The sequence below is a fragment of the Halorarius halobius genome, from assembly GCF_024298865.1.
In the GTDB taxonomy this organism is placed as follows: domain Archaea; phylum Halobacteriota; class Halobacteria; order Halobacteriales; family Haloarculaceae; genus Halorarius; species Halorarius halobius.
The window spans coordinates 42,020-60,299 of the sequence record NZ_CP101162.1 but is presented as its reverse complement, the minus strand read 5'-3'; the positions used below and the strand labels follow the sequence as shown (position 1 = coordinate 60,299).

Annotated in this window: 16 protein-coding genes and 1 pseudogene; 10 read left to right on the top strand and 7 right to left on the bottom strand. The window is 60.1% G+C overall.

What is annotated here, in order from left to right; all coding sequences use genetic code 11:
• Positions 1 to 255: 255 nt before the first annotated feature.
• A complete protein-coding gene (locus tag NL112_RS19970) occupies positions 256 to 1,557 on the bottom strand; it encodes a calcium:cation antiporter family protein (protein WP_255152865.1) in 1,302 nt (433 codons plus the stop codon).
• A gap of 94 nt (positions 1,558 to 1,651) precedes the next feature.
• On the opposite strand from NL112_RS19970, the gene NL112_RS19965 reads away from it, so the two are divergent.
• Entirely contained in the window at positions 1,652 to 2,251 is a 600-nt protein-coding gene (locus tag NL112_RS19965) for a DUF5789 family protein (protein WP_255152864.1), read from the top strand.
• A gap of 196 nt (positions 2,252 to 2,447) precedes the next feature.
• On the opposite strand, the pseudogene NL112_RS19960 reads toward NL112_RS19965, so the two are convergent.
• Positions 2,448 to 2,659: pseudogene (locus NL112_RS19960) on the bottom strand (DUF7567 family protein); the annotation flags it as partial.
• Positions 2,660 to 2,979: 320 nt separating this feature from the next.
• Here NL112_RS19960 and NL112_RS19955 point away from each other — a divergent pair.
• From NL112_RS19955 to NL112_RS19925, 7 genes are all read left to right on the top strand, one after another.
• The gene (locus NL112_RS19955; protein ID WP_255152863.1) at positions 2,980 to 3,375 is read left to right on the top strand and encodes a hypothetical protein; all 396 of its coding nucleotides are present in this window, start codon (positions 2,980 to 2,982) and stop codon (positions 3,373 to 3,375) included.
• Positions 3,372 to 3,542: a hypothetical protein gene (locus NL112_RS19950; protein ID WP_255152862.1), complete on the top strand. Its 171-nt coding sequence runs from the start codon at positions 3,372 to 3,374 to the stop codon at positions 3,540 to 3,542. The genes NL112_RS19955 and NL112_RS19950 overlap by 4 nt, the downstream gene beginning before the upstream one ends.
• The gene (locus NL112_RS19945; protein WP_255152861.1) at positions 3,543 to 4,001 is read left to right on the top strand and encodes a hypothetical protein; all 459 of its coding nucleotides are present in this window, start codon (positions 3,543 to 3,545) and stop codon (positions 3,999 to 4,001) included.
• Positions 3,998 to 5,503 carry a cell division protein CdpA domain-containing protein gene (locus NL112_RS19940; protein ID WP_255152860.1) on the top strand — a complete coding sequence of 502 codons (1,506 nt, stop codon included), beginning with the start codon at positions 3,998 to 4,000 and terminating at the stop codon, positions 5,501 to 5,503. The genes NL112_RS19945 and NL112_RS19940 overlap by 4 nt, the downstream gene beginning before the upstream one ends.
• 60 nt (positions 5,504 to 5,563) lie before the next feature.
• A complete protein-coding gene (locus NL112_RS19935; RefSeq protein WP_255152859.1) occupies positions 5,564 to 7,951 on the top strand; it encodes a VirB4 family type IV secretion system protein in 2,388 nt (795 codons plus the stop codon).
• 78 nt (positions 7,952 to 8,029) lie between these two features.
• Positions 8,030 to 10,003, top strand: a complete 1,974-nt coding sequence (locus NL112_RS19930; RefSeq protein WP_255152858.1) for a TrbL/VirB6 family protein — start codon at positions 8,030 to 8,032, stop codon at positions 10,001 to 10,003.
• A 236-nt stretch (positions 10,004 to 10,239) separates the two neighbouring features.
• A complete protein-coding gene (locus tag NL112_RS19925) occupies positions 10,240 to 11,826 on the top strand; it encodes an AAA family ATPase (protein WP_255152857.1) in 1,587 nt (528 codons plus the stop codon).
• Between the two features lie 115 nt (positions 11,827 to 11,941).
• Here NL112_RS19925 and NL112_RS19920 read toward each other — a convergent pair whose 3' ends face one another.
• Positions 11,942 to 12,352, bottom strand: a complete 411-nt coding sequence (locus tag NL112_RS19920; protein ID WP_255152856.1) for a helix-turn-helix domain-containing protein — start codon at positions 12,350 to 12,352, stop codon at positions 11,942 to 11,944.
• Positions 12,353 to 12,546: 194 nt separating this feature from the next.
• Between NL112_RS19920 and NL112_RS19915 the strand changes: the two genes are divergently transcribed.
• Positions 12,547 to 13,932: an ATP-binding protein gene (locus tag NL112_RS19915; RefSeq protein ID WP_255152855.1), complete on the top strand. Its 1,386-nt coding sequence runs from the start codon at positions 12,547 to 12,549 to the stop codon at positions 13,930 to 13,932.
• Between the two features lie 197 nt (positions 13,933 to 14,129).
• On the opposite strand, the gene NL112_RS19910 is transcribed toward NL112_RS19915, so the two are convergent.
• The 3 genes from NL112_RS19910 to NL112_RS19900 all read right to left on the bottom strand — a co-directional run bounded on the left by NL112_RS19910 (position 14,130) and on the right by NL112_RS19900 (position 16,384).
• Positions 14,130 to 14,732, bottom strand: coding sequence for a hypothetical protein (locus tag NL112_RS19910; RefSeq protein WP_255152854.1), 603 nt, complete (start codon positions 14,730 to 14,732; stop codon positions 14,130 to 14,132).
• 146 nt (positions 14,733 to 14,878) lie between these two features.
• Positions 14,879 to 16,129: an RNA-guided endonuclease InsQ/TnpB family protein gene (locus NL112_RS19905; RefSeq protein WP_255152853.1), complete on the bottom strand. Its 1,251-nt coding sequence runs from the start codon at positions 16,127 to 16,129 to the stop codon at positions 14,879 to 14,881.
• A 51-nt stretch (positions 16,130 to 16,180) separates the two neighbouring features.
• Positions 16,181 to 16,384 carry a hypothetical protein gene (locus NL112_RS19900; protein WP_255152852.1) on the bottom strand — a complete coding sequence of 68 codons (204 nt, stop codon included), beginning with the start codon at positions 16,382 to 16,384 and terminating at the stop codon, positions 16,181 to 16,183.
• Positions 16,385 to 16,627: 243 nt separating this feature from the next.
• Here NL112_RS19900 and NL112_RS19895 point away from each other — a divergent pair, with 243 nt between their 5' ends.
• On the top strand, positions 16,628 to 17,017 hold the full coding sequence (locus NL112_RS19895) for a hypothetical protein (protein WP_255152851.1): 390 nt from the start codon (positions 16,628 to 16,630) through the stop codon (positions 17,015 to 17,017).
• A gap of 3 nt (positions 17,018 to 17,020) precedes the next feature.
• On the opposite strand, the gene NL112_RS19890 is transcribed toward NL112_RS19895, so the two are convergent.
• On the bottom strand, positions 17,021 to 17,992 hold the full coding sequence (locus NL112_RS19890) for a homing endonuclease associated repeat-containing protein (protein ID WP_255152850.1): 972 nt from the start codon (positions 17,990 to 17,992) through the stop codon (positions 17,021 to 17,023).
• Between the last annotated feature and the right edge of the window lie 288 nt (positions 17,993 to 18,280).

The window sequence follows — 18,280 nt, the reverse complement described above, 5'->3', positions numbered from 1 at the left end:
ACGTACTTCCTCCGTGTACGTCGCTCCAAAAGTATATTGACCGACGTGAATTAGACTTATCTACGTGGCCAGTTCGGGAGAGTTCTACCCTGACGAGGGCAGAATGAACGGCCTCCAGTGACCGATATGCACGGTGTATCCATCACGAGAGTTTGTGAACGGCTGTAGACATCATTGCTCCACTGAGTGCGGGAAGAGCCATTCACGGCCGCTGGTCCAAACGAACCACGCCCCACTCAGTACGGCGTATCCGCACTATTCCTCTGCTGTCGCGGACGACCGCGGTTCCCTTGTGTCCCGACTACCGTGGTGACGGGCACGCTCAACGACGGTCGGGAGATCACGCCGACGGCGGATCAGGAGTGCGACCCCGAGGAAGAGATACACACCGCTGAACAGCAGTAGCCCCTCGAAATCCTGAAAGAACGGGAGGAACTGGAGTGCGAACAGTCCGAGCAGTGCAACTGCCTCACGGACGCTGATCTCGAAGTTGACGAGGAGAGCCACTGCGAAGAAGCTCTGGGCCGCGGTGATCCAAATCTCGCCGGCCTGTTTCTGGCTGAACTGGAGGACGCCGTACTCGCCGAGCGAGAGGCTGTAGACGACGACGAGTGTCCCGATGAGTAGCGTCCACTGATTGAGCTTCGAGGAGATCAGCGCGTTGAACGCCGATGTCGTCCGCAGTTTCTGCACCAGGTACGCCGTGGCGATGAACTCGGGGCTCTCGCTGGCCAGCGGAGCGACCCACTGGATCATGAAAAACGACGAGACGCCGAGCTGTGGACCGAGTGTCTCCAGGCCCTTTGCAAACGGCTTCACTGCGATCAGGATGATGAACGCCGAGTACGCGAACATTACGAGCACCGCACCGATGCGTCGTGACCGCGCCAATCCCTGGAGATACCCGGCGACACCCAACTGCGGTTCGTGGGTCGACTCTCCCCGCAGGATGACGACGACGTAGGCAGCATACAGACCAACCAGGATAATCGCGTCGAGCGCGTCGATACCGTCGAAAAACGGGATAAACAGGGCGTACACCGTCGCTGCGCCAAGAAACAGGATCTCGATGCTGATCCGGGGCTCGAGTTGCACCGAATCCCGAAGGAATCCATCCCGCCGAATAACGGACTCATCAGCGGTAACTCGGGCGCGATAGATGGCGTACAGCGCGATCAGTGACCAGCCGAGGCCGACGAGAATGCGGTTCGCGCCGGTCATGTTTGCGACGGCCAGGTTGGCGGCGGTCTCCGAGGCCGGCGTTCCCGGTGCCGCGCCGGCCTCCCAAGCGTAGAGTGCGTCAACAGCGTATTCCGGTGCGACCGCGATGATCGCGAGGACGGCCAGTGCGAACGATCGTGGGACGTCCATCTCGGCCGTTTCAGCACCCCAGGTCAGCACGAACGCCGCGCCGATGACGGCGACGCCGCTCACGAGGATGACCACGGCCGTCGGAAGCGAAGGGACAAGCCCCAGGCCTCGAATCACGAGCCACGGGAGCGTGAGAGAGATGACGCCAGCAAGTGCCAGCAGTGGATGACGGATCCGACGGCCCATTGCTCAATTCAACAGAGTCCCGATAGTTATCCATTCGGGTGATTCCTTACGCATCGACCACAGGACTATCCGGCTAGAGAGGCAACCTTCGGGAATGGCAGACGATAAGAACGGCCGGGATAAGCAAGCCCGTGACGCGGACAGACGGCAGCGAGAGCGCGACGTTGCCGTGGAACTGGAACGTGGGGACGAACCAGAACCGCCGATTGACTCGGCAGCTCTCGACGAGTTGGATTCGGAGCTTGAATCGCTGGAGTTCCCGGTAACTGGGTCGGAGGTCGTCGCGGTGATCGGTGACCGAGACATCGAATCGGACGACGAGAGCTACACTGTCGAGGAACTAGTGCCGGCGATAGACTCGGAGACGTTCGACTCCCCGTCTGCCGTCCGAGTGCGAGTCCAGCGGCCGACAGTCGCTGCGGCGATGAAACGGGTCCTCGAAGCGGCCGAAACGCTCCCGAACACAGATCTCAGCGAGTCACAACGCGACGCCTACGAAAAGACGTTTCGGGAGCTCAAAGCGATCGACGCCGATGACGATGATGAGGGCATCCGGGCTGTCACCGACTGGATCGTCAAGCGAATCCAAGAGAACGAAACACTCCCGGGATCCCGCGCGGTACGCCAGCACGCAGCGACGTTTTGCCGGACGAACGGATACGAGATCCGGAACGACGAGTGGCTTGGCATATAGACTGCCGGCTAGCAAGGGGCCGTAACCGTCGCTAGTGGGCCTTCAGTCGTGGTCTGCTATATTCCTGCAATAGACCGTCTATCGATCGTGTCTAGCAGTTCAGCGTTGAAGCGGCACTAGCTGGGGGAACTGAGATGCACTCTATACTCAGCAGGATCGCTAAACTTGTCACTGTCTAATGATTTTTACAAGCCCACTACGCCAGATGCGACACCCCGTCTGGTTCGTCGATGTCGACGAACTCACTCAGTTCGCCTGAGGCCCACTCGTCACCGGGCTTTGGACTCCACCAGTTGACCTTGTAGGCGCCCGGAGCACCGTGGTATCAATGCAGGCGAGAACGGCCTCCTCGTAGCCGCGTACCTCTCGAGGCTCTTGAAATACGACCACTGTGTTGCAGTTCTTACAACGCATCGTCAGGGTCGTCGCGCGCGGCCTCGATGACTGTCTCGAACGCGTCTGCCGTCGCCCCTAGCGCACAGAACATAAGGACAGTTGCGTCAGCCGCAACCGTGCGTTCGACGCACTATTACGCGTTACGCATTCTTGAAATAAACAAATGCTCGTGCCACCGACCACTGGAGTGTGATGAAACAACAGTCCATCCTCCGAACAGGCGTCGTACTGGTAACGCCGTTCGGGACCGTGCTCTCGGTGACTCCCGATTTCGATCTGCCGCGTCCCGCCGTGGTTCTCGACGAGAGTGCCAGCTGAAAGCGGTGAGTAGGATGCCTGAAATCGAGATTCAATTCAGAAGCGAGGCGGAGTACCGCCGTCTCCGGTCGATCCGAGACAAGTACGGCGTCCAGTGGCGAGGGATGCTGATCCAGGGCGCCAAGCGTCTCGAGGGGCGAGAACTCAGGTTCGCGCTCACACCAGACGACCCCGAACGTGAACGTCGCCAGTCGGAATCGGACAGTACCGACCCCAGTGAGCAACCCGTTGAGTCACTGACCGACGCCGAGACGCACGAAACACCAGCTCGGTCGGATACGTCGACCACCGATCATCAACTCGATCCGCGCCTATTCGACGCGAACGGCACGCTCCGAACAGTGGAATCCGAGACAAACCGCGGGGACAGCGGCGCTGTCGAATTTGCTGTGGAGAGGGCCGAGCGATGACCTCGACCCGCATCGTCATCAAGGACGACCAGCAGTTCGAGCGGCTTGAGGCCGTTCGGGAACGTCACGGAGTCAACTGGCGCGGGATGCTGATCAAGGGAGCCGAGCAGCTGGAAGCCGGCGGAGTTCTCCCATCCGGAGACGAGTGTCTCGGGGAGGATGGGTAGATGCCCGACCCCGTCCCGGTCGCGAGTAACCTGCTGGAGTCGAAGTTCCTTGGCTTCTCTGTGAAGCGGCTCGCCGAGTCGCTCGCCATCCCACTCGCCCCGTGTGCCGTCCTCTACACCATCGGCTTCCCACTGCTGTTCACCTTCCCGCTATTCGCCCTCGGGATCGGTATCGGCGGGCTGATCTTCCTGAAGACGCCGCCCGGCCAGCGTCCTCTGCGGTATGCGCACGCCGTCTTCCAGTACAAGACCGGGTCGAACGTCTACGTCTGGCGACATCCTGATCCCGAGGACGGAGATCTGGGCGCCGGCGTCACGCAAGACGAGTGGATTACGACGCCCCCGATGAGAACTACCGAGCAGCCAGTAGACCTCGAAGGTGTTGACCTCGCCTACCCCGGTGGCTTCGAACGGACCCGCCCGAACGTCGACGGATCGACGTCGGAGCAGAAACCATGACCTCCATGAACGGGGAGGGGGACGGAGGCTCAACCCTGGATCTCCTCGGCTTCGAAAACGTTCGCGACGGTGGTGTCATCGAGACGCCGACGGCGTACACGATGCTGATCGAAATCGAGCCCCGCGAGTGGCTCACGCTCTCAGAAGAACGCCGGAACAGCCTGTACGTCTCGTACATGACGTTCCTGCGGGGCCTGCAGTTCCCGACGCAGTTCCTGACGCTGACCACTCGCTTCAACGGCGACCAGTATATCGAGAAGTTCGTCGGGGTGGACGCTCCGGGCACACCGACCGGTCAGCCGACGGCGATCGTCGACGATCAAGACGACGCAGAGGAACCGGCCACCGACGGTGGTGCGGCGGTCGGGGCAGACAGCGACCGGGTGACCGATTCACCGCTCCTCGAGTACGGCCGAATCGCCCACGCTGAATGGCTGGATCAGACAATCGCGCTTGCGAACGTTCGCGACCGGCGGTTCTTCGTCGCCGTCGCAGTCAGGAAGGGCGAGGACGATGAGGACGGGCGTTTCGACGCCATCACTGATGCACTTCCCTTTGGTGATCGCACGACGGCTGTCGACGACGAAGAGCCGTATCTCGACGAGGTCTGGGCCCGGGTCCAACGGGTCGCCTCGCAGTTGCCGCGCACGCAGGTCGAGACGACCATCATCGACGACCGCGCCGACGTCCTCGACATTCTCTATCAGGTCTACCGAGGCCAAGAAGCCCCGATTAGATTCGAACACGGCGCCTTCACACGGCCGGATGAGGACACGCTGACTGACCCCGCGACCGGCGAACCGCTCGATCTGGCGACGGCGTTCGAGCAGGCCGACCGGGAGGCTGAACTCGCTGAACCGGAGTCCGATCCCGAGCCTCGCCCCGAGTCGACTGGTGATCTGCCGTACGGCGGGCGCGTTCAGGAGGAGTACATCGACCAGGTCGACAACTCCCGTATCCTCGCCTGGTACGCCCGGACGATCGGCCCAATCGGACGCGGAAAGCACTACCACTCGCCACTGTCGGTGTATGCCGGCGTGACGCTGTTCGCGACAGCGCTCCTGTTCGCGGCCACGGCCCTCAGTGCGTTCCTCGGAAGCGGTCAGGTTGGAGATGTGCCGTACTTGCTCGTGCGAGAGGCGTCGTTCGGGCTCGCAGCCGGAAGCCTTCCGACGTTCCTGCTGAGTCTGGTCATCCTGCTCCCGTCGGGTCAGCGATCGACAGCCATCGGCCTCGCCGGCGTCGGTGTGACGGCCGTCGCTGTGGGGCTGTTCGAGCAGGCGTATCCGACACAGTGGACCAGCACGCCGACCGGGACCACGGCCCTCGTCGTCGAGGTGTACGCCGCGGGGCTGTTTCTGCTGGTCGTCGGCGTCGCACTCGCGCTCCGGGCCCGTCGCAGCGCCCTCAACGTAATCGAGGGTGATGTCGAGCAGCTTGCCGACGCGGTCGTCGACGAGGATCACGGTGGGGCAGATCCACCGGAGGGAACCGATGTTTGAGCGACTTCAGGAGTTGTACCGACAGCCGATCACCCCGACCGCACACGCAGAGACCAAGAGATGATCAAACGAATCACGCAGGCATTCAGTAACGAGACGACGGAGGAGTCGGTCGAGCGCCGCCCGATCGACGAGCTTTCGGGCGACGAAACGCGCCACGCGCTCGACTACCTCGCGCTGCTCGACCGCGAGACCACCACCGAGAACATCGAGTGGGCAGCCTACCAGCTGCAAGCCGAGGACATCGACCTCGCCACCCCGATGGAGACGCTGAAAGAGCGTGGCGAGCTCGACAAGCGGCTCATCGCTCCCCGAGTCGTCCAGGACTACCCGAAGTTCCAGGTCCGTGACGACCGCATCTCGCAGGTTCTCACGGTGACCTCGTTCCCCCGGAAGGTGGGCCTCGGTTGGCTGGTGCCGCTCACCCTAGCGGATGTCGATCTGCGGCTGTCGCTCCACGTCCAGCCGCGGGCCGCAAAAGACGTCCGTCGCCAGCTCCAGAAGCGCTACACGCAGGCCGTCACCTCGCTGTCGGTCAAACAGAAACGCGGCCGTACCGACACCTACCAAGACGAACTCGAACGGCAGGACCTCGAACGGCTCCTGCGGAACACCATCCGCGGGACGACCAAGCTCTACGACGTCGCGATTTACCTCGAACTGGTCGCCGACACGCAGGAGGGTCTCGACGAGATGCTCGACCGGGTGGAGGCCATCCTCGCCGAACAGGACGTCGACCTCAGCCCGGTGAAACACCAGCAACTCGAGGCCATTGGATCGGTCGCGCCGCTCGCGAGCGACACCATCGACAACACGCACCCGATTCAGCTCGAGGCGCTGGGGACGTTCTTCAACCTCGTCGAACCGTCAATCTACGATCCCGAGGGCGTCCTGTTCGGGTTCGACGATACGAAGCGGCCTGTGATCCTCGACCGCTACGCGCTGTCGGGCCACTCGATGGCGATCTCGGGGAAGACGGGGTCGGGAAAAAGCTACTTCCGGAAGCTGGAGATCTACCGACGACTGCTCGCAGACCCGAACGTCCAGTGCATCCTGTTCGACCCGGCGGGTGACGACTACCCGCGGTTCGCACAGTCCCTCGGCGGCGAAGTGATCCGCTTCGGTGGGAACTACACCGTCAATCCGATGGACATCTCGCCGCCGGCAGACGCCGAACAGGAAAACGGCGACGACACGTACGCGCTGACGATTCGGTCGGTCATCGAGATGCTCCACACTCACTTCGACCAGCGTGATGGGATGTCCGCCGGTGAGGAGGGCATTCTCATTCAGGCCGCCCATTACGCCTACATCTCGAAGGGGATCATCCTCGGCGAGTTCGACACCTACGGGCGGGAGTCACCAACGCTCGACGACCTCATCCGCGGTGTCAACGTGATCGCTGCCGGCGGCCTCGAAGCCGCCCACGAGGCGGGCGTCATCGACGGAGTCGAACTCGGACAGTTCCAGTCCTACGGGGTTCCGAACGCCGAAGAGGCGGAGCTCGGCGACGACGCGGGGCCCCTGCACGGAGGCGGTATCTCGATCTCGGATACAATCGTCACGCCGACCGACCATCATCAGGAACTCGCTCGGAGCCTCCAGCCGAAGTTCGAGTCGTTCAAACCGGGAGGTATCAACCACAACCTGAACGGCCAGACGAATCTCGATCTCTCCTCTCGGCTGGTCGTGATGGACATGAGCTCGTTCGCCGACACCGGCGAGATGCCACTCATCCTCCATGCGATGCTCTCGTGGGCCTACCTGGAGGCGAAGCAGTCGCCCTACAAGGTGGACGTCACGTTCGACGAGGCCCACTATCTACTGGGACGACCCGCCGCACGGGACCTGATCAACCTGTACATCCGCCACGCGCGTCACTACGAGGCCGGCCTGACGCTGATGAGTCAGACTGCCCACGAGTTCGTCCGGACGAACGAGCGCCGCGAGGTCTACGAGAACTGTGACGTGAAGTGCCTGTTCTACGCCGAATCGGTCTCGGAGCAGACGGCAGAGTACTACGGCTTCTCGACCGACGAGATTCGATTCATCCAGACGGCAGCCCGCGGACAGGATTCGGACTACTCGGAGTGTTTACTGGCGACCAGCGTCCACGGGCGGCGCCGCCTCGAAATCCGGAGCGGGCCGTTCGAGCATACCGTCCTGGACGACGCGCTCGATCCGTGGGACTGGCTCGCCGGCGTCGAGGGGATCGACCTCGCCGAGGGTGACGGAACACCCAGAGACGCGGCGTTCCACGAGGACCTCGAGATGACCGACCTCCCGCACGTGATGAACCGCGATATGGACCTTCAGATGGCGATGGAGGCCGATCACGAGGATGTCCACGCGGCCGACCTCAACGACGTCGTCGACGCCGACCCGGAGATCGATCCTGACGGGGGGTCGGACGCAGTCACGAACGGCCACACGACGGAGGAACCGTGAAGCAACGGCCGGGCGTCGCGACGGCTCAGTCCCGCCCGGGTAGCGGAACGCTCGCGACCACACTCGAGGGACAGATCGATGGCTGACCTCCTGGACCTCGGCTGGCTGCCCGACGCGATCGTCCGGGCTATCTTCGAGTTCCTCCGCTCGATTCTGGTCAGTGCGATCAACTTCATGTTCAATTTCGGGCTGAAGCCGCTGCTGACCATCGAGCCCTCGATTATGACAAGCGCGCAGGTCACGGGCGCATGGGACGACGTCTTCCGGCTCTCGATCGCGCTGTTGCCCATCCTAATCGCCGGCGGACTGATCGCGATGCCGTTCAGTCAGGACCGCGAGACCTCGCTGTGGAACATGGTTGCCCGCGTGGTCGCAGTAATCTTCTTCATCGCGATCTCCCAGCCGCTGTTCGGGTTCCTCATCGAGGCGTCGAATGCGGTGACCAACGCGCTCGCTCCGCCGACGTTCGTCCTCACGTTCAATGCCGACCTCGGCGGGAGCTGGGGCTCGACACTCGGGCTGGGCGTCGAAGTCATCGCGCTCCTCGTCGCGGTGCCACTGATGTTCATCGCGACGATTATCGCGTCGGTACTGCTGGTCCTCCGGCAGTTCATCGTCGTCACGGTCGCCGTCGGAGCTCCCTTCTTCGCGGTCCTTTGGTACGCGAACTGGGGACCGATGAAATCGATTAGCAACTTCGCTGCGACGTGGCTCCGGATGGGCGTCTACGCCCTGCTTGTCGGTCCGATAATCGCTCTCGTGATGCGCGTATTCAACGTAATTGCGACCGGTGGAATCTCTGCGAGCGGTGACGTCGCTAGCTTCTACGTCTCAGCAGCGCTGGCACTGATCTTCCCAGTCATCCTGTTCGTCGTCATCTGGAAGACGATCGGGTGGGCCGGGCAGCCCCTCGGCGTTGACGCCGCGTTCACGATGACCGTCGCCGCCGCGATCGCCGCCACGGGGGTCGGAGCAGTCGCCGTCGGCGCTGGTGCAGGTTCGGGAGCCGTGAGTAGTGCTTCGAAGTCCAGTTCTGGCGGAACAAGTGGAGGCGGGAGTGGGGGAACGTCAGGCGGATCCTCTGGTAGCACATCTGGCGGCGGCACTGCTGCAGATCCATCTGCGGCTACCGGGAACTCGACTGTTGGCGGGACGATGCGTAGTAGTGTATCGGATGCTCTCGGGACTCGAGAGTCGGCAGTGGAGGACGGTATTGACACTGCACCGGGTATTTTCTCGAAGGACTTGGACTACGCCCGGAACAAGGTGGCTAGCGCGCCGGGAGTCGGAGCAGCACTATCTCATGCTGGGCGGGCTAGTTCTACAGCTAAGAAATTGGGATCCAAAACGAAGAGAGGTAGCGTAGCTGGTGTTCGGCGAGCAATCGGGACAGAAAGCATCGATAGCCATCGGAAAGCGATTAGTCAGAACCTGGACGCTGCGGACGAAGCGGACACGAACCGGGACTTCCTGACCGAGTCATACCAGAACGGGGAATTCGATGTTACCGAGGCCTCCGATCGTGGAATACTATCTGATACCGAAAAACCTGCGGAGGGAACTTCAACTCTATCTCCGGACGCAGAGGGCAAGGTGACCTACGAGACCGCGGGGGGTGAAGAGACGACGATTGATCTCAACGGCAGAGCTCAGGATCTCGGACAACGAGCGGCGACGCTCAGAGAAGATGCATCCAAATCGGCCCGGAGTATCAAGCGGATCAGAGCAGCTCAAACCGTCGCGAAGACCCCCGGACAGGCGGCTATTTCCACCGGCCGTGCTGGCAAGCACGTAGGAAAGACCGGTGTCCAAGCCGGGAAAGCTAGTGGGATCGTCTTCGCTGGAGCGATGACACGGAGTCCCTATGCGGCGTACAATATGGGGCAGCGGGGTGGGAAGCACCTCATCGGACCCGGAGCCAGAGACGAACTCGCCGACTCAGCCGACGAGCCCGATATCGATTGGACGGTCCGACAAGAAGAGGGACCGGGACAGGCTTCGGCTCCGCCGTGGGATGATGACACTGGAGAGGGACAGTCGGAGTCCATGTGAATTCATCCTGTCGATCACCTTTTGTCGAAGTCTGTATCGGCCGTCTGGGGCGAGAAGTTATAGTCGAGTACCGGCATGAAAGAAGCATAGACCACTGTGAACGCGCGTCGATGCCGTTCTCAGTGGCCGTACCGACACGCCGCGGCCCACATGACCCTCGAATCCCAGCGCGCTCCATTCGCGCAGATCGCAACATCCGCCATTCACGGACTGCCTGACACTGGGTATTTGATCCGATGAGTATCCTCAAGACTGTGTTAGCCGTCGTCGCCTTCCTCGGCTTCTTTGCCGTCGTCGAGTACGTGACTTATCGAGTTATGGAGCGAGAACATGAGAAGCGAGGGATTTATCGACTGTTCTTCATGCTCGCTTGGACGATACTGGCGATGGTTCATATGTGGGTGATCACAGCCCTCCTTGATTTTCCACCGTCCGCCGTCGTCGCATTAGGAATTGGAATTCTGATAGTCCACATCGCAGGGGGACTCGGGGTCCCGGTCCTTGATTCAGTCGGCACCATCGGACTCTATCCGTTTGCGTTAGTCTACCAGTTGTTTGTAGTGCTCCTCCTCCTCGCAGAAGGCATGACGATAGTTGCGTCTTCGATTTCACAGCTAAGTTTCCTCACCGTGCTCTTTCCCAGTGACTCACAGGTTCAAGCGGCTCTCGGGCTGGGAATAGCGGCTCTCGCCGTTGCAGTGACGTACTATGATCCACAAGGAGAGAATGGATATTACTACGCCACCGGACGGTATTTCCGTCCCTCTGTGGATAGGGAAAGGATCAGCCAGGCCAGGAGAGCAGATCAGCCCGAAAATAACAGTGCAGAAGATTCAACCGATATAGACGAACTCTCCATTCCCCAGCATAGGACTACAGAGGGGCAACAACGCTCAGAAGCGTCTCGGGCGCGGGTTGAAGTACCCACATCTGAAGAATTCGAATACAACTGGACTCGGTCGAACATCAGCTTTGACGACGTCGCCGGCTACTATGATGTGAAGGAACGACTCGCTGAAGAGGTCCTCCAGCCTGTCCAAGCAGCGGCACGTGGTGACGACCGATACGATCGATTCGGGATCGAACCGTCACGTGGGATTCTCTTCTACGGCCCACCAGGTACCGGCAAGACCCTGTTCGCGAGAGCGCTCGCTGGCGAACTCAATATTCCGTTCCTTGAGCTGGGCCCGGCGGACGTGACCAGCAAGTGGATTAACGAAGGACCTCAGCGAATCCGACAGCTCTTCGAGGAAGCCGAGGCAGTCGGCCCCTGCGTCATCTTCCTCGACGAGGCCGAGCACCTCTTCGGCGGTCGCGACGTCGGCGCTGGTGGGGCACACGCCGAGGACAGAAAGATCACCAGCGAGTTACTCGTTCATCTCACCGCCGACGATCGAACGGCCATCGTCATCGGAGCAACGAATCGACCCGAAGACATCGACCTCGCGATTCTTCGCCCTGGGCGACTCGCGACGCACGTCGAGATCGGACTTCCGGGAGAGGAGAGCCGTCACGCGATATTCCAGTCGAAATTGAGGGGGGTTCCACACGACCTCACCGGGGACCAACTGGCACAGCTCGCGAGCCACACTGCCGGTCTCAGCGGTGCCGACATTGAGGAACTCGTTACAGATGCCAAGCGCCGAGCTGCACGACGGGATGCACAGACAGTCTCCGTCAAGGACTTCCCCACTCCCGAGGAACTCGATACGATGACGAAAGACATCCGCCCCGAATCGACTGCCGACGTCGATCTATCCGACATCGATGGTTCCGCCTCAGAGAATGCGTTCGATGATGACTCTACTGTCGGGTTTCAGTAAGTGTCGGTAGCCGGGGCTCTGAAGCGGTGTGTCTTCGAAGTTACCCCACGGAGTAGAATCATCTGAACAACGTGGGGTAACTCTCCGTGGCATCAACGTCGAATAGATGAATCACTCACCGTTTGGGACGCGGGGCCGACTCGTAGCGCTCGATCTCGGCGGTCTTCTCGACCCGATCGTAGATCTTCCGGAGGGTCTCCTTTGCGCTCCGTAGCTTGTGCTCCTCGAGGAATCGACTCCCCTCCTCGCTGATCCCGTAGAACGTGTACGGCAGATCATTCTGCCGGCGGTTCTCAGGGAGTTCGACTTTCTCGACGATGCCCGCCTCGACGAGGCGCTGTAGATGCGGGCGGATCGTTGTTTGACTACGGCTCGGATTGACGTAGTCCAACTCTTTCAGCGTCGGTAGCCCCGACGGATGCCCGAGGATGTCCTGGACGAGCGAAAATCGCGTCTCCTGGGTGACCACGTTGAGTCGCTCGCGAACAGTGTCGAGATTACCGTTCCGCGAATCTGTTCCATCCATGATAGACGAACTATCCAATTCGGTGGTAAGCGTTTCGTCGAAAACCGAATTACTTGAACTGACTGAGTACCTCTGTATCGAATCTCGATGCTGTAGAAGGTCACTGTCGGTACAGACAGAAGCAAAATTACGATTAACAAAATCGTGATTTAGATAATCGCCAGTATTATTCTCCCGCGCCCAGAAGCGGAGGTATGACACAGCGACGGTTCGTCGACCGAGAGGACGAACTCGAGACACTTCGGACAGCATTCCAGAGCGAGCAAGCCGAACTGCTCGTCATCTACGGACGGCGCCGGCTCGGGAAGAGCGCCCTCGTTCGTGAGGCGACGACCGACCTCGATGATGCCGTCTACTGGCAGGCGACCGAGGAAACCCCCGAGGTACAACTCGCCGATTTCGTAAAGACCGCCAGCGAGACGTTTCCCCTCCTCGAGGACATCCAGCGCGACTGGGAGGCACTCCTGCGTGCGCTGGGACGACAGGACGCGGTCGTCGTCCTCGACGAGTTCCCGTACCTCGTCCAGTCCGACGAGGCACTGCCCTCCAAGATCCAGCGCGTCTGGGACACCCAGCTCGAAGACACCAGCATGACGCTCGTCCTTGTCGGATCCTCGATCAGCGTCATGGAGGAGAAGGTCCTCGGTGGCGGCAGTCCCCTGTACGGGCGACGAACGGGCTCGATCGATCTCCCGCCGCTGTCGATCGAGGATGCGAGACAGTTCTATCCGGGGGACGATCCGGACACGACGATCCAGTCGTGGGGCGTCTTCGGGGGGACGCCGTACTACCTCCGTGCGCTCGATCCGTCTGAGACGCTCGCGAACAACATCCAGGCGCGCATCCTCTCGGAACATGGCGTCCTGCACAACGAGCCGGAGTTCCTGTTGCGGACCGAGTTCGGCATTCGCGAGCCACAGACCTACTACACGATCCTCCGGGCGATCGCTACCGGGAACCGCGAAACCAGCGAGATCGCCAACTTCGCCGGTGTCGACTCGAACAGCCTCGGGTCGTACCTCTCGAAGCTCCGTCGGCTACGGCTCGTCGAGCGGGACATCCCAGTCACGGCGAACCCGAACGCGACGCGCAAGAGTCGGTATCGATTGAAGGAACCGCTCTTCCGATTCTGGTTCCGCTACGTCTATGGACAGACCGGGAAGCTCGTCCAGCTCGGTGACGCGGCCTACGAGGAACTCGTCGAGCCGACGTTCACGGACTACATGGGACCGATGTTCGAGATCGTCTGTCAGAACGCCCTCCCATCGCTACTTCCGAACACCTACCAGGGGATTGGCTACTGGTGGCATCGCGAACACGAACTCGACGTCGTCGGCCTCGGGAGTGACGGGACACTCGTCGCCGGCGAGTGCAAATACACGACACGGCAGATGACCGAAGGCGATCTAGCTGATCTCGAACGAACCGCCCAGGAGGTCCAGTGGTCGCCGGATGGCGGTGAAGAGCTGACGTATCACTACTGCTGTTTCTGTCGCTCCGGGTTCTCCGACGGGCTCCGCAGTACTGCTGCCGAACGAGACGACCTCTCGTTGTTCACGCCGAGTGATCTCGTCGGATAGGTCGCCGATTCGTCCGCGCCGAATTTCTCGCGAGAACGAGACGGTTTAGAACAGATGTGCGTTCAGTTACGAGCGCTGAATATGAGATAGTTACCCCACGATAATGCATTTGTTCCATTCCGTGGGGTAACTGTGAACTTCGAAGCCGCCGCTGACGGTCCCGAAGAGCTCATCGATGTAGTCCCAATCGTGGTCGCTCAATCCCCATGTGCTGCGCAACTGATTCGGTAGTACGTCCCGTCGTGGCGTGCGACGAACGTCTCCGGTGACGCAGGTGCTCGAGCGTTTTGATATGGACAGCGAACGCCGTGCCAGGCCATGAACCGAGCCGCTGCAGCTTCGTGCTCGTAACCACGAAGGTAGAGCCGGCAGACGCGCCGATCGTCGGTACCCGCTTCACAATTGTCGGCTGCGAAGAGGTCGTCCCGAACCTCCGGGACATCGTCGAAGGTGACGGCTGTGGCGTCGTCGACAGCGGACACAGGGACTTCCTGTGCGGTAACGACGTAGCCCCATCCCCACCCGAGCCCGAACCCGACCAGGAGCAGGAGGAGGACGAGAACCGGGATACCGCCGAGGAACGCTGGAACACTTCCCGACCGGATGTCGTACCGATATCGAAGGATCAGGGGAATGCCGAGAAACGCGACGGCCAGAACGAGCAAGGCAGTCAGAAACGCCGCGTATCCAGCGAGCGCGATCGCGAGAAAGACCACAATCAGTCCGACCAGTCCCCCGATCGCCTTCAGGATCTGTTCGCGATGCACCAGCCGATCGCTGAGGTAGTCCCCGAGCAACATCGTGAGGCTGAGACCGAGGACACCAACCGTGACGAAGTGTGTGAGAATCGCGGTCTCGGTCGCTTCACTCGGGCCAACCCAGAGGTGACATCCTCCCCGTCGTGAACGACGGGGCTTCCCGTACCGCAGGTGGGATATTTGTCGGTCTACGACACGACCTGTTCTCGTGGGGCGAACACCCCACTCTCTAAATCGAACAAGTGTGTCGATGGCTGTGCCACACAGCCGTTACTCCTATCCTCACCGTGAGGACTCGGAGTTATCTTCTGTCGCATATTCTCCGCCCCGTTGCAATCTGCGTTTCCGACTAATCCACACGACGAGCAGACGTACAATCCACGATGTTTGCGGTTCGACTTCGTGTCGTCACCACACCGCGAGCAGGTCTTCGAGGTGTTCCACTCGTTCTCTTTCAGCACCTCGACGCCACGCACCTCACCTTTGTATTCGAGGTACTGGTAGATGCGGTCGAACGCCCACGAGTGTAACTTCTTGTTCCCGGTCTTCCCCCAGTCCGAGTCACGCACGTCTTCGGGCCAACTCACTGCGAGCGTTCCCACACCGCGTTCGACACACTCGGTGATGATGGCGTCTGTGAGGACGTGGTAGAAATGGGTTTCGCGGTCTGCGAGTTTTCGACGCGCCCACATCGACTTCTCCGAGGGGCCATTCTCGCCCTCAGTATCGTACTCGGTACGTTTGAAGTAGTGCTTGTCCTGTTTGAGCGAGTTGCCGGGATACAGAACGTATTCATGGGGGAACGCGACCGTGGCGATGTTCTTGATTCCAAGGTCGATACCTGCCACTTCATCACCTGCCGAGTCGTTCGTTTCGAGTTCGACTTTGCAGACGAAGTGCAGTTCCCACTCGTCACCGTTCCAGACGGCGCGAACGTTCTGCACCTTGTTGACTTCCGAAAGATCGACATCGGGGCGGGTCTGGTACTCGCAGAGCAGGAAGTCCGACCAGTATTCCTTGAGGTTCTTCCCCTTGCTGAGTCGGACGCGATTGTTCTCGGGGTCGTGTTTGAACCCGTCTGCTTTGAACGTGACCGTACTACGTGGTCGGTCGTCACCGTGTTTTCGGTAGCCAGGCGGATGTGCCTCGTCGTCGTTGTGTCGCAGGTCGAACCATGACTGGAAAGCGTCGGAAAGTTCTTCGATGACTTTCTGACTGGATTGTGCATTCAAGTCTTTCCAGCACGACTGGTTCTTCATGTACGATTTCAGCACGCTCTCATCGGGGATTTCGCCTGTCTCATCCCAGATGCGGTCGGCTGTCCATCGTGCAACGTTCCAGATTTTCGAGGCGGAGTTTCCGAGCGAGTCGAGGCCATCGTAGACCTGCCGGTGGTTCTGGATGGAACCAACGTAGGTGCGCGTGACCTGAATCGCCACACATAATCGATGTAGGTAATCCTACTTGATGGTGTGGATTAGCGTGGAATATCAGGCCTGCCATCGGCGGTGGATTGTGGAGGCGTTGTCGGATTCTCTCCTCGCAGAAAGATAGACGAGGTCGTAAATAACGGTCTGAATCGGCTGAAATACGTATAGTAATCCGAGGGCGATAGCCCCCGTGCCGACGAGACCCAGCACGAAGTAGCCGACCAGCTGTCCAGCGCGCTTGAGTGTCGTTCGTGAGATATCCATACGATCCTCGTTCCGGACGAGCGTTACCCGTCAGTCGATCCAACAGTCCCGTTCGACGAGGAGTGATGAAGTGTTTTCTGGAGCTATCAGTATCCTGTCCGACGTCGTCGAAGATCGAATATCGGATATTCAGCCGTAACAAGGCGTATCGAGCCGTCTTACACTTCGATGACGGGGGGTGAGCATCGTCAAACCTCAAAGTTACCCCACAGATTGATGTAATATGCCGTTCGTGGGGTAACTATGACCGAGGACGTCCCGGAGAAACCGCCAGCACCAGAGTTGCCGAAGTATCTTCGCGAACCACTCGAGAACCAATCCCCGGAACGGCTGGAAGCAGTCGCGACGTACGCGGCTGATCTGGCGGAATGGAAACGTCGACAGCGACAAGAAGAACTCGAGCGTCGCCGAGCCGAGGAAGAGGTCGATGAGGAGGACCTCGAGGAGCTGGACGAGCGCGAGATCTCGACGGATCCAGACGATTATGAAGACGTCCCGGCGAGTGGTGCGTACATCACGGTGAAGACCACGAAGGAAACAGGCGAGAAATCCTATCGGTACTACTACTGGCAGTGGCGGGAGGGCGATTCCTGGAAGAACGAATACATCGCTCCAGTCAATCCGCGAGAGTAATTTCTACCTGGTTCCCGCTTCCCGGGCACGTCGCGCGAATTCCACGGGAGAACACTCTGTCCAAAGTCCCTCGAAGCGCTGATGGCATCCACTACAAAGAGTGATGAGATTCGATAACTCGTTCATGGCGGTGTAATCGACGTCGTCTCCAGAGACAAATCCCCTCGCAGGATGGATGTGGTGGACGTTCAAATCCTGCGTCGCCATCTCACGAGGGCACCCGCAGATACGACAAGCTGAATCGTCGCGCTCGATCGTTTCCTCACGACGGTTCGACCAGTTGGGGCCGTAGTGGTAGTTCCATGACTCACCGAACGTCTGATTCGGCTCCATCCCGGCAGCCCTGATCGCCTCGTTCCACGACCCGAACTCCGACTGGTATGTACGTGTCGCGAACTGTCCCAACTCGGCCATATGAGACTTGGAGGGGACTCGTCGTAGTTCTCGGTAGAGGCGACCGAGTTCATTCAGCAGATCGACGCGGTCAGCACTGTAGACAAGATTTGGGTCGTACCCAGCGGTCTCAAGGGTACGGTTCCAGCTCCCAAATCGATTGACGTAACTACTGACAGCATACTGTCCCTCCTCGAGCATATCGCTCGCTCTTGGCGTGCGTTTGAGGTCGTCACGGAGTCGATGAAGTTCAGAAATCAGTTCAGCATCCGTGAGGTCACGTCGACGATGAGGATTCAGCCCCGCTGACTGAACAGCTTCGGTCCACCTCGAGAAGTAGTTCTGATACGTCGAAACGCTAAATCTTCCGAGAGCATCCATCTCGCCAGCTGTCGAAGGTCGACCGAGATCGTCGTTCAGCTCACGGATTCCGGCGAGTAGCGCTTCTTGTTTCTCGTCATCAGGATGGTACCGGAAGTGGATACGGGCACCGTGCTTCGTGTCGAAGACCTCATCGCAGCTATCGACAGGACACCGCGTCGAAGTTGTGACCTCACGAGTGTCGGTATGATCGATCCCCATCTGGGTCGGTTAGAGCGGTATGTGATATGAAGCACAAGATGTGGCGGGAGGGCGATTCCTGGAAGAACGAGTATATCGTCCCCGTGAATCCACGAGAGTAGCGAGCGATCACGAAAGGGGCGGACACGATCCCTTGCCGATTACTCGGAACCCTCCCCCCCCGTCATCGATGTGTAAACTCTCGAGGGCGGGAGGGGGGCAGAGACGAGAACAGCCGAAAGAGGCCGGAAGCGCCACGAACAGGACGAAGAGACGCCGAGACAGGAGAATCACCACATATTCCACGAC

Coding starts and splice junctions, on each gene's coding strand:
- NL112_RS19970 (WP_255152865.1), bottom strand. CDS start 1,557: ATGGGCCGTCGGATCCGTCATCCACTGCTGGCACTTGCTGGCGTCATC.
- NL112_RS19965 (WP_255152864.1), top strand. CDS start 1,652: ATGGCAGACGATAAGAACGGCCGGGATAAGCAAGCCCGTGACGCGGAC.
- NL112_RS19955 (WP_255152863.1), top strand. CDS start 2,980: ATGCCTGAAATCGAGATTCAATTCAGAAGCGAGGCGGAGTACCGCCGT.
- NL112_RS19950 (WP_255152862.1), top strand. CDS start 3,372: ATGACCTCGACCCGCATCGTCATCAAGGACGACCAGCAGTTCGAGCGG.
- NL112_RS19945 (WP_255152861.1), top strand. CDS start 3,543: ATGCCCGACCCCGTCCCGGTCGCGAGTAACCTGCTGGAGTCGAAGTTC.
- NL112_RS19940 (WP_255152860.1), top strand. CDS start 3,998: ATGACCTCCATGAACGGGGAGGGGGACGGAGGCTCAACCCTGGATCTC.
- NL112_RS19935 (WP_255152859.1), top strand. CDS start 5,564: ATGATCAAACGAATCACGCAGGCATTCAGTAACGAGACGACGGAGGAG.
- NL112_RS19930 (WP_255152858.1), top strand. CDS start 8,030: ATGGCTGACCTCCTGGACCTCGGCTGGCTGCCCGACGCGATCGTCCGG.
- NL112_RS19925 (WP_255152857.1), top strand. CDS start 10,240: ATGAGTATCCTCAAGACTGTGTTAGCCGTCGTCGCCTTCCTCGGCTTC.
- NL112_RS19920 (WP_255152856.1), bottom strand. CDS start 12,352: ATGGATGGAACAGATTCGCGGAACGGTAATCTCGACACTGTTCGCGAG.
- NL112_RS19915 (WP_255152855.1), top strand. CDS start 12,547: ATGACACAGCGACGGTTCGTCGACCGAGAGGACGAACTCGAGACACTT.
- NL112_RS19910 (WP_255152854.1), bottom strand. CDS start 14,732: ATGTTGCTCGGGGACTACCTCAGCGATCGGCTGGTGCATCGCGAACAG.
- NL112_RS19900 (WP_255152852.1), bottom strand. CDS start 16,384: ATGGATATCTCACGAACGACACTCAAGCGCGCTGGACAGCTGGTCGGC.
- NL112_RS19895 (WP_255152851.1), top strand. CDS start 16,628: ATGACCGAGGACGTCCCGGAGAAACCGCCAGCACCAGAGTTGCCGAAG.
- NL112_RS19890 (WP_255152850.1), bottom strand. CDS start 17,992: ATGGGGATCGATCATACCGACACTCGTGAGGTCACAACTTCGACGCGG.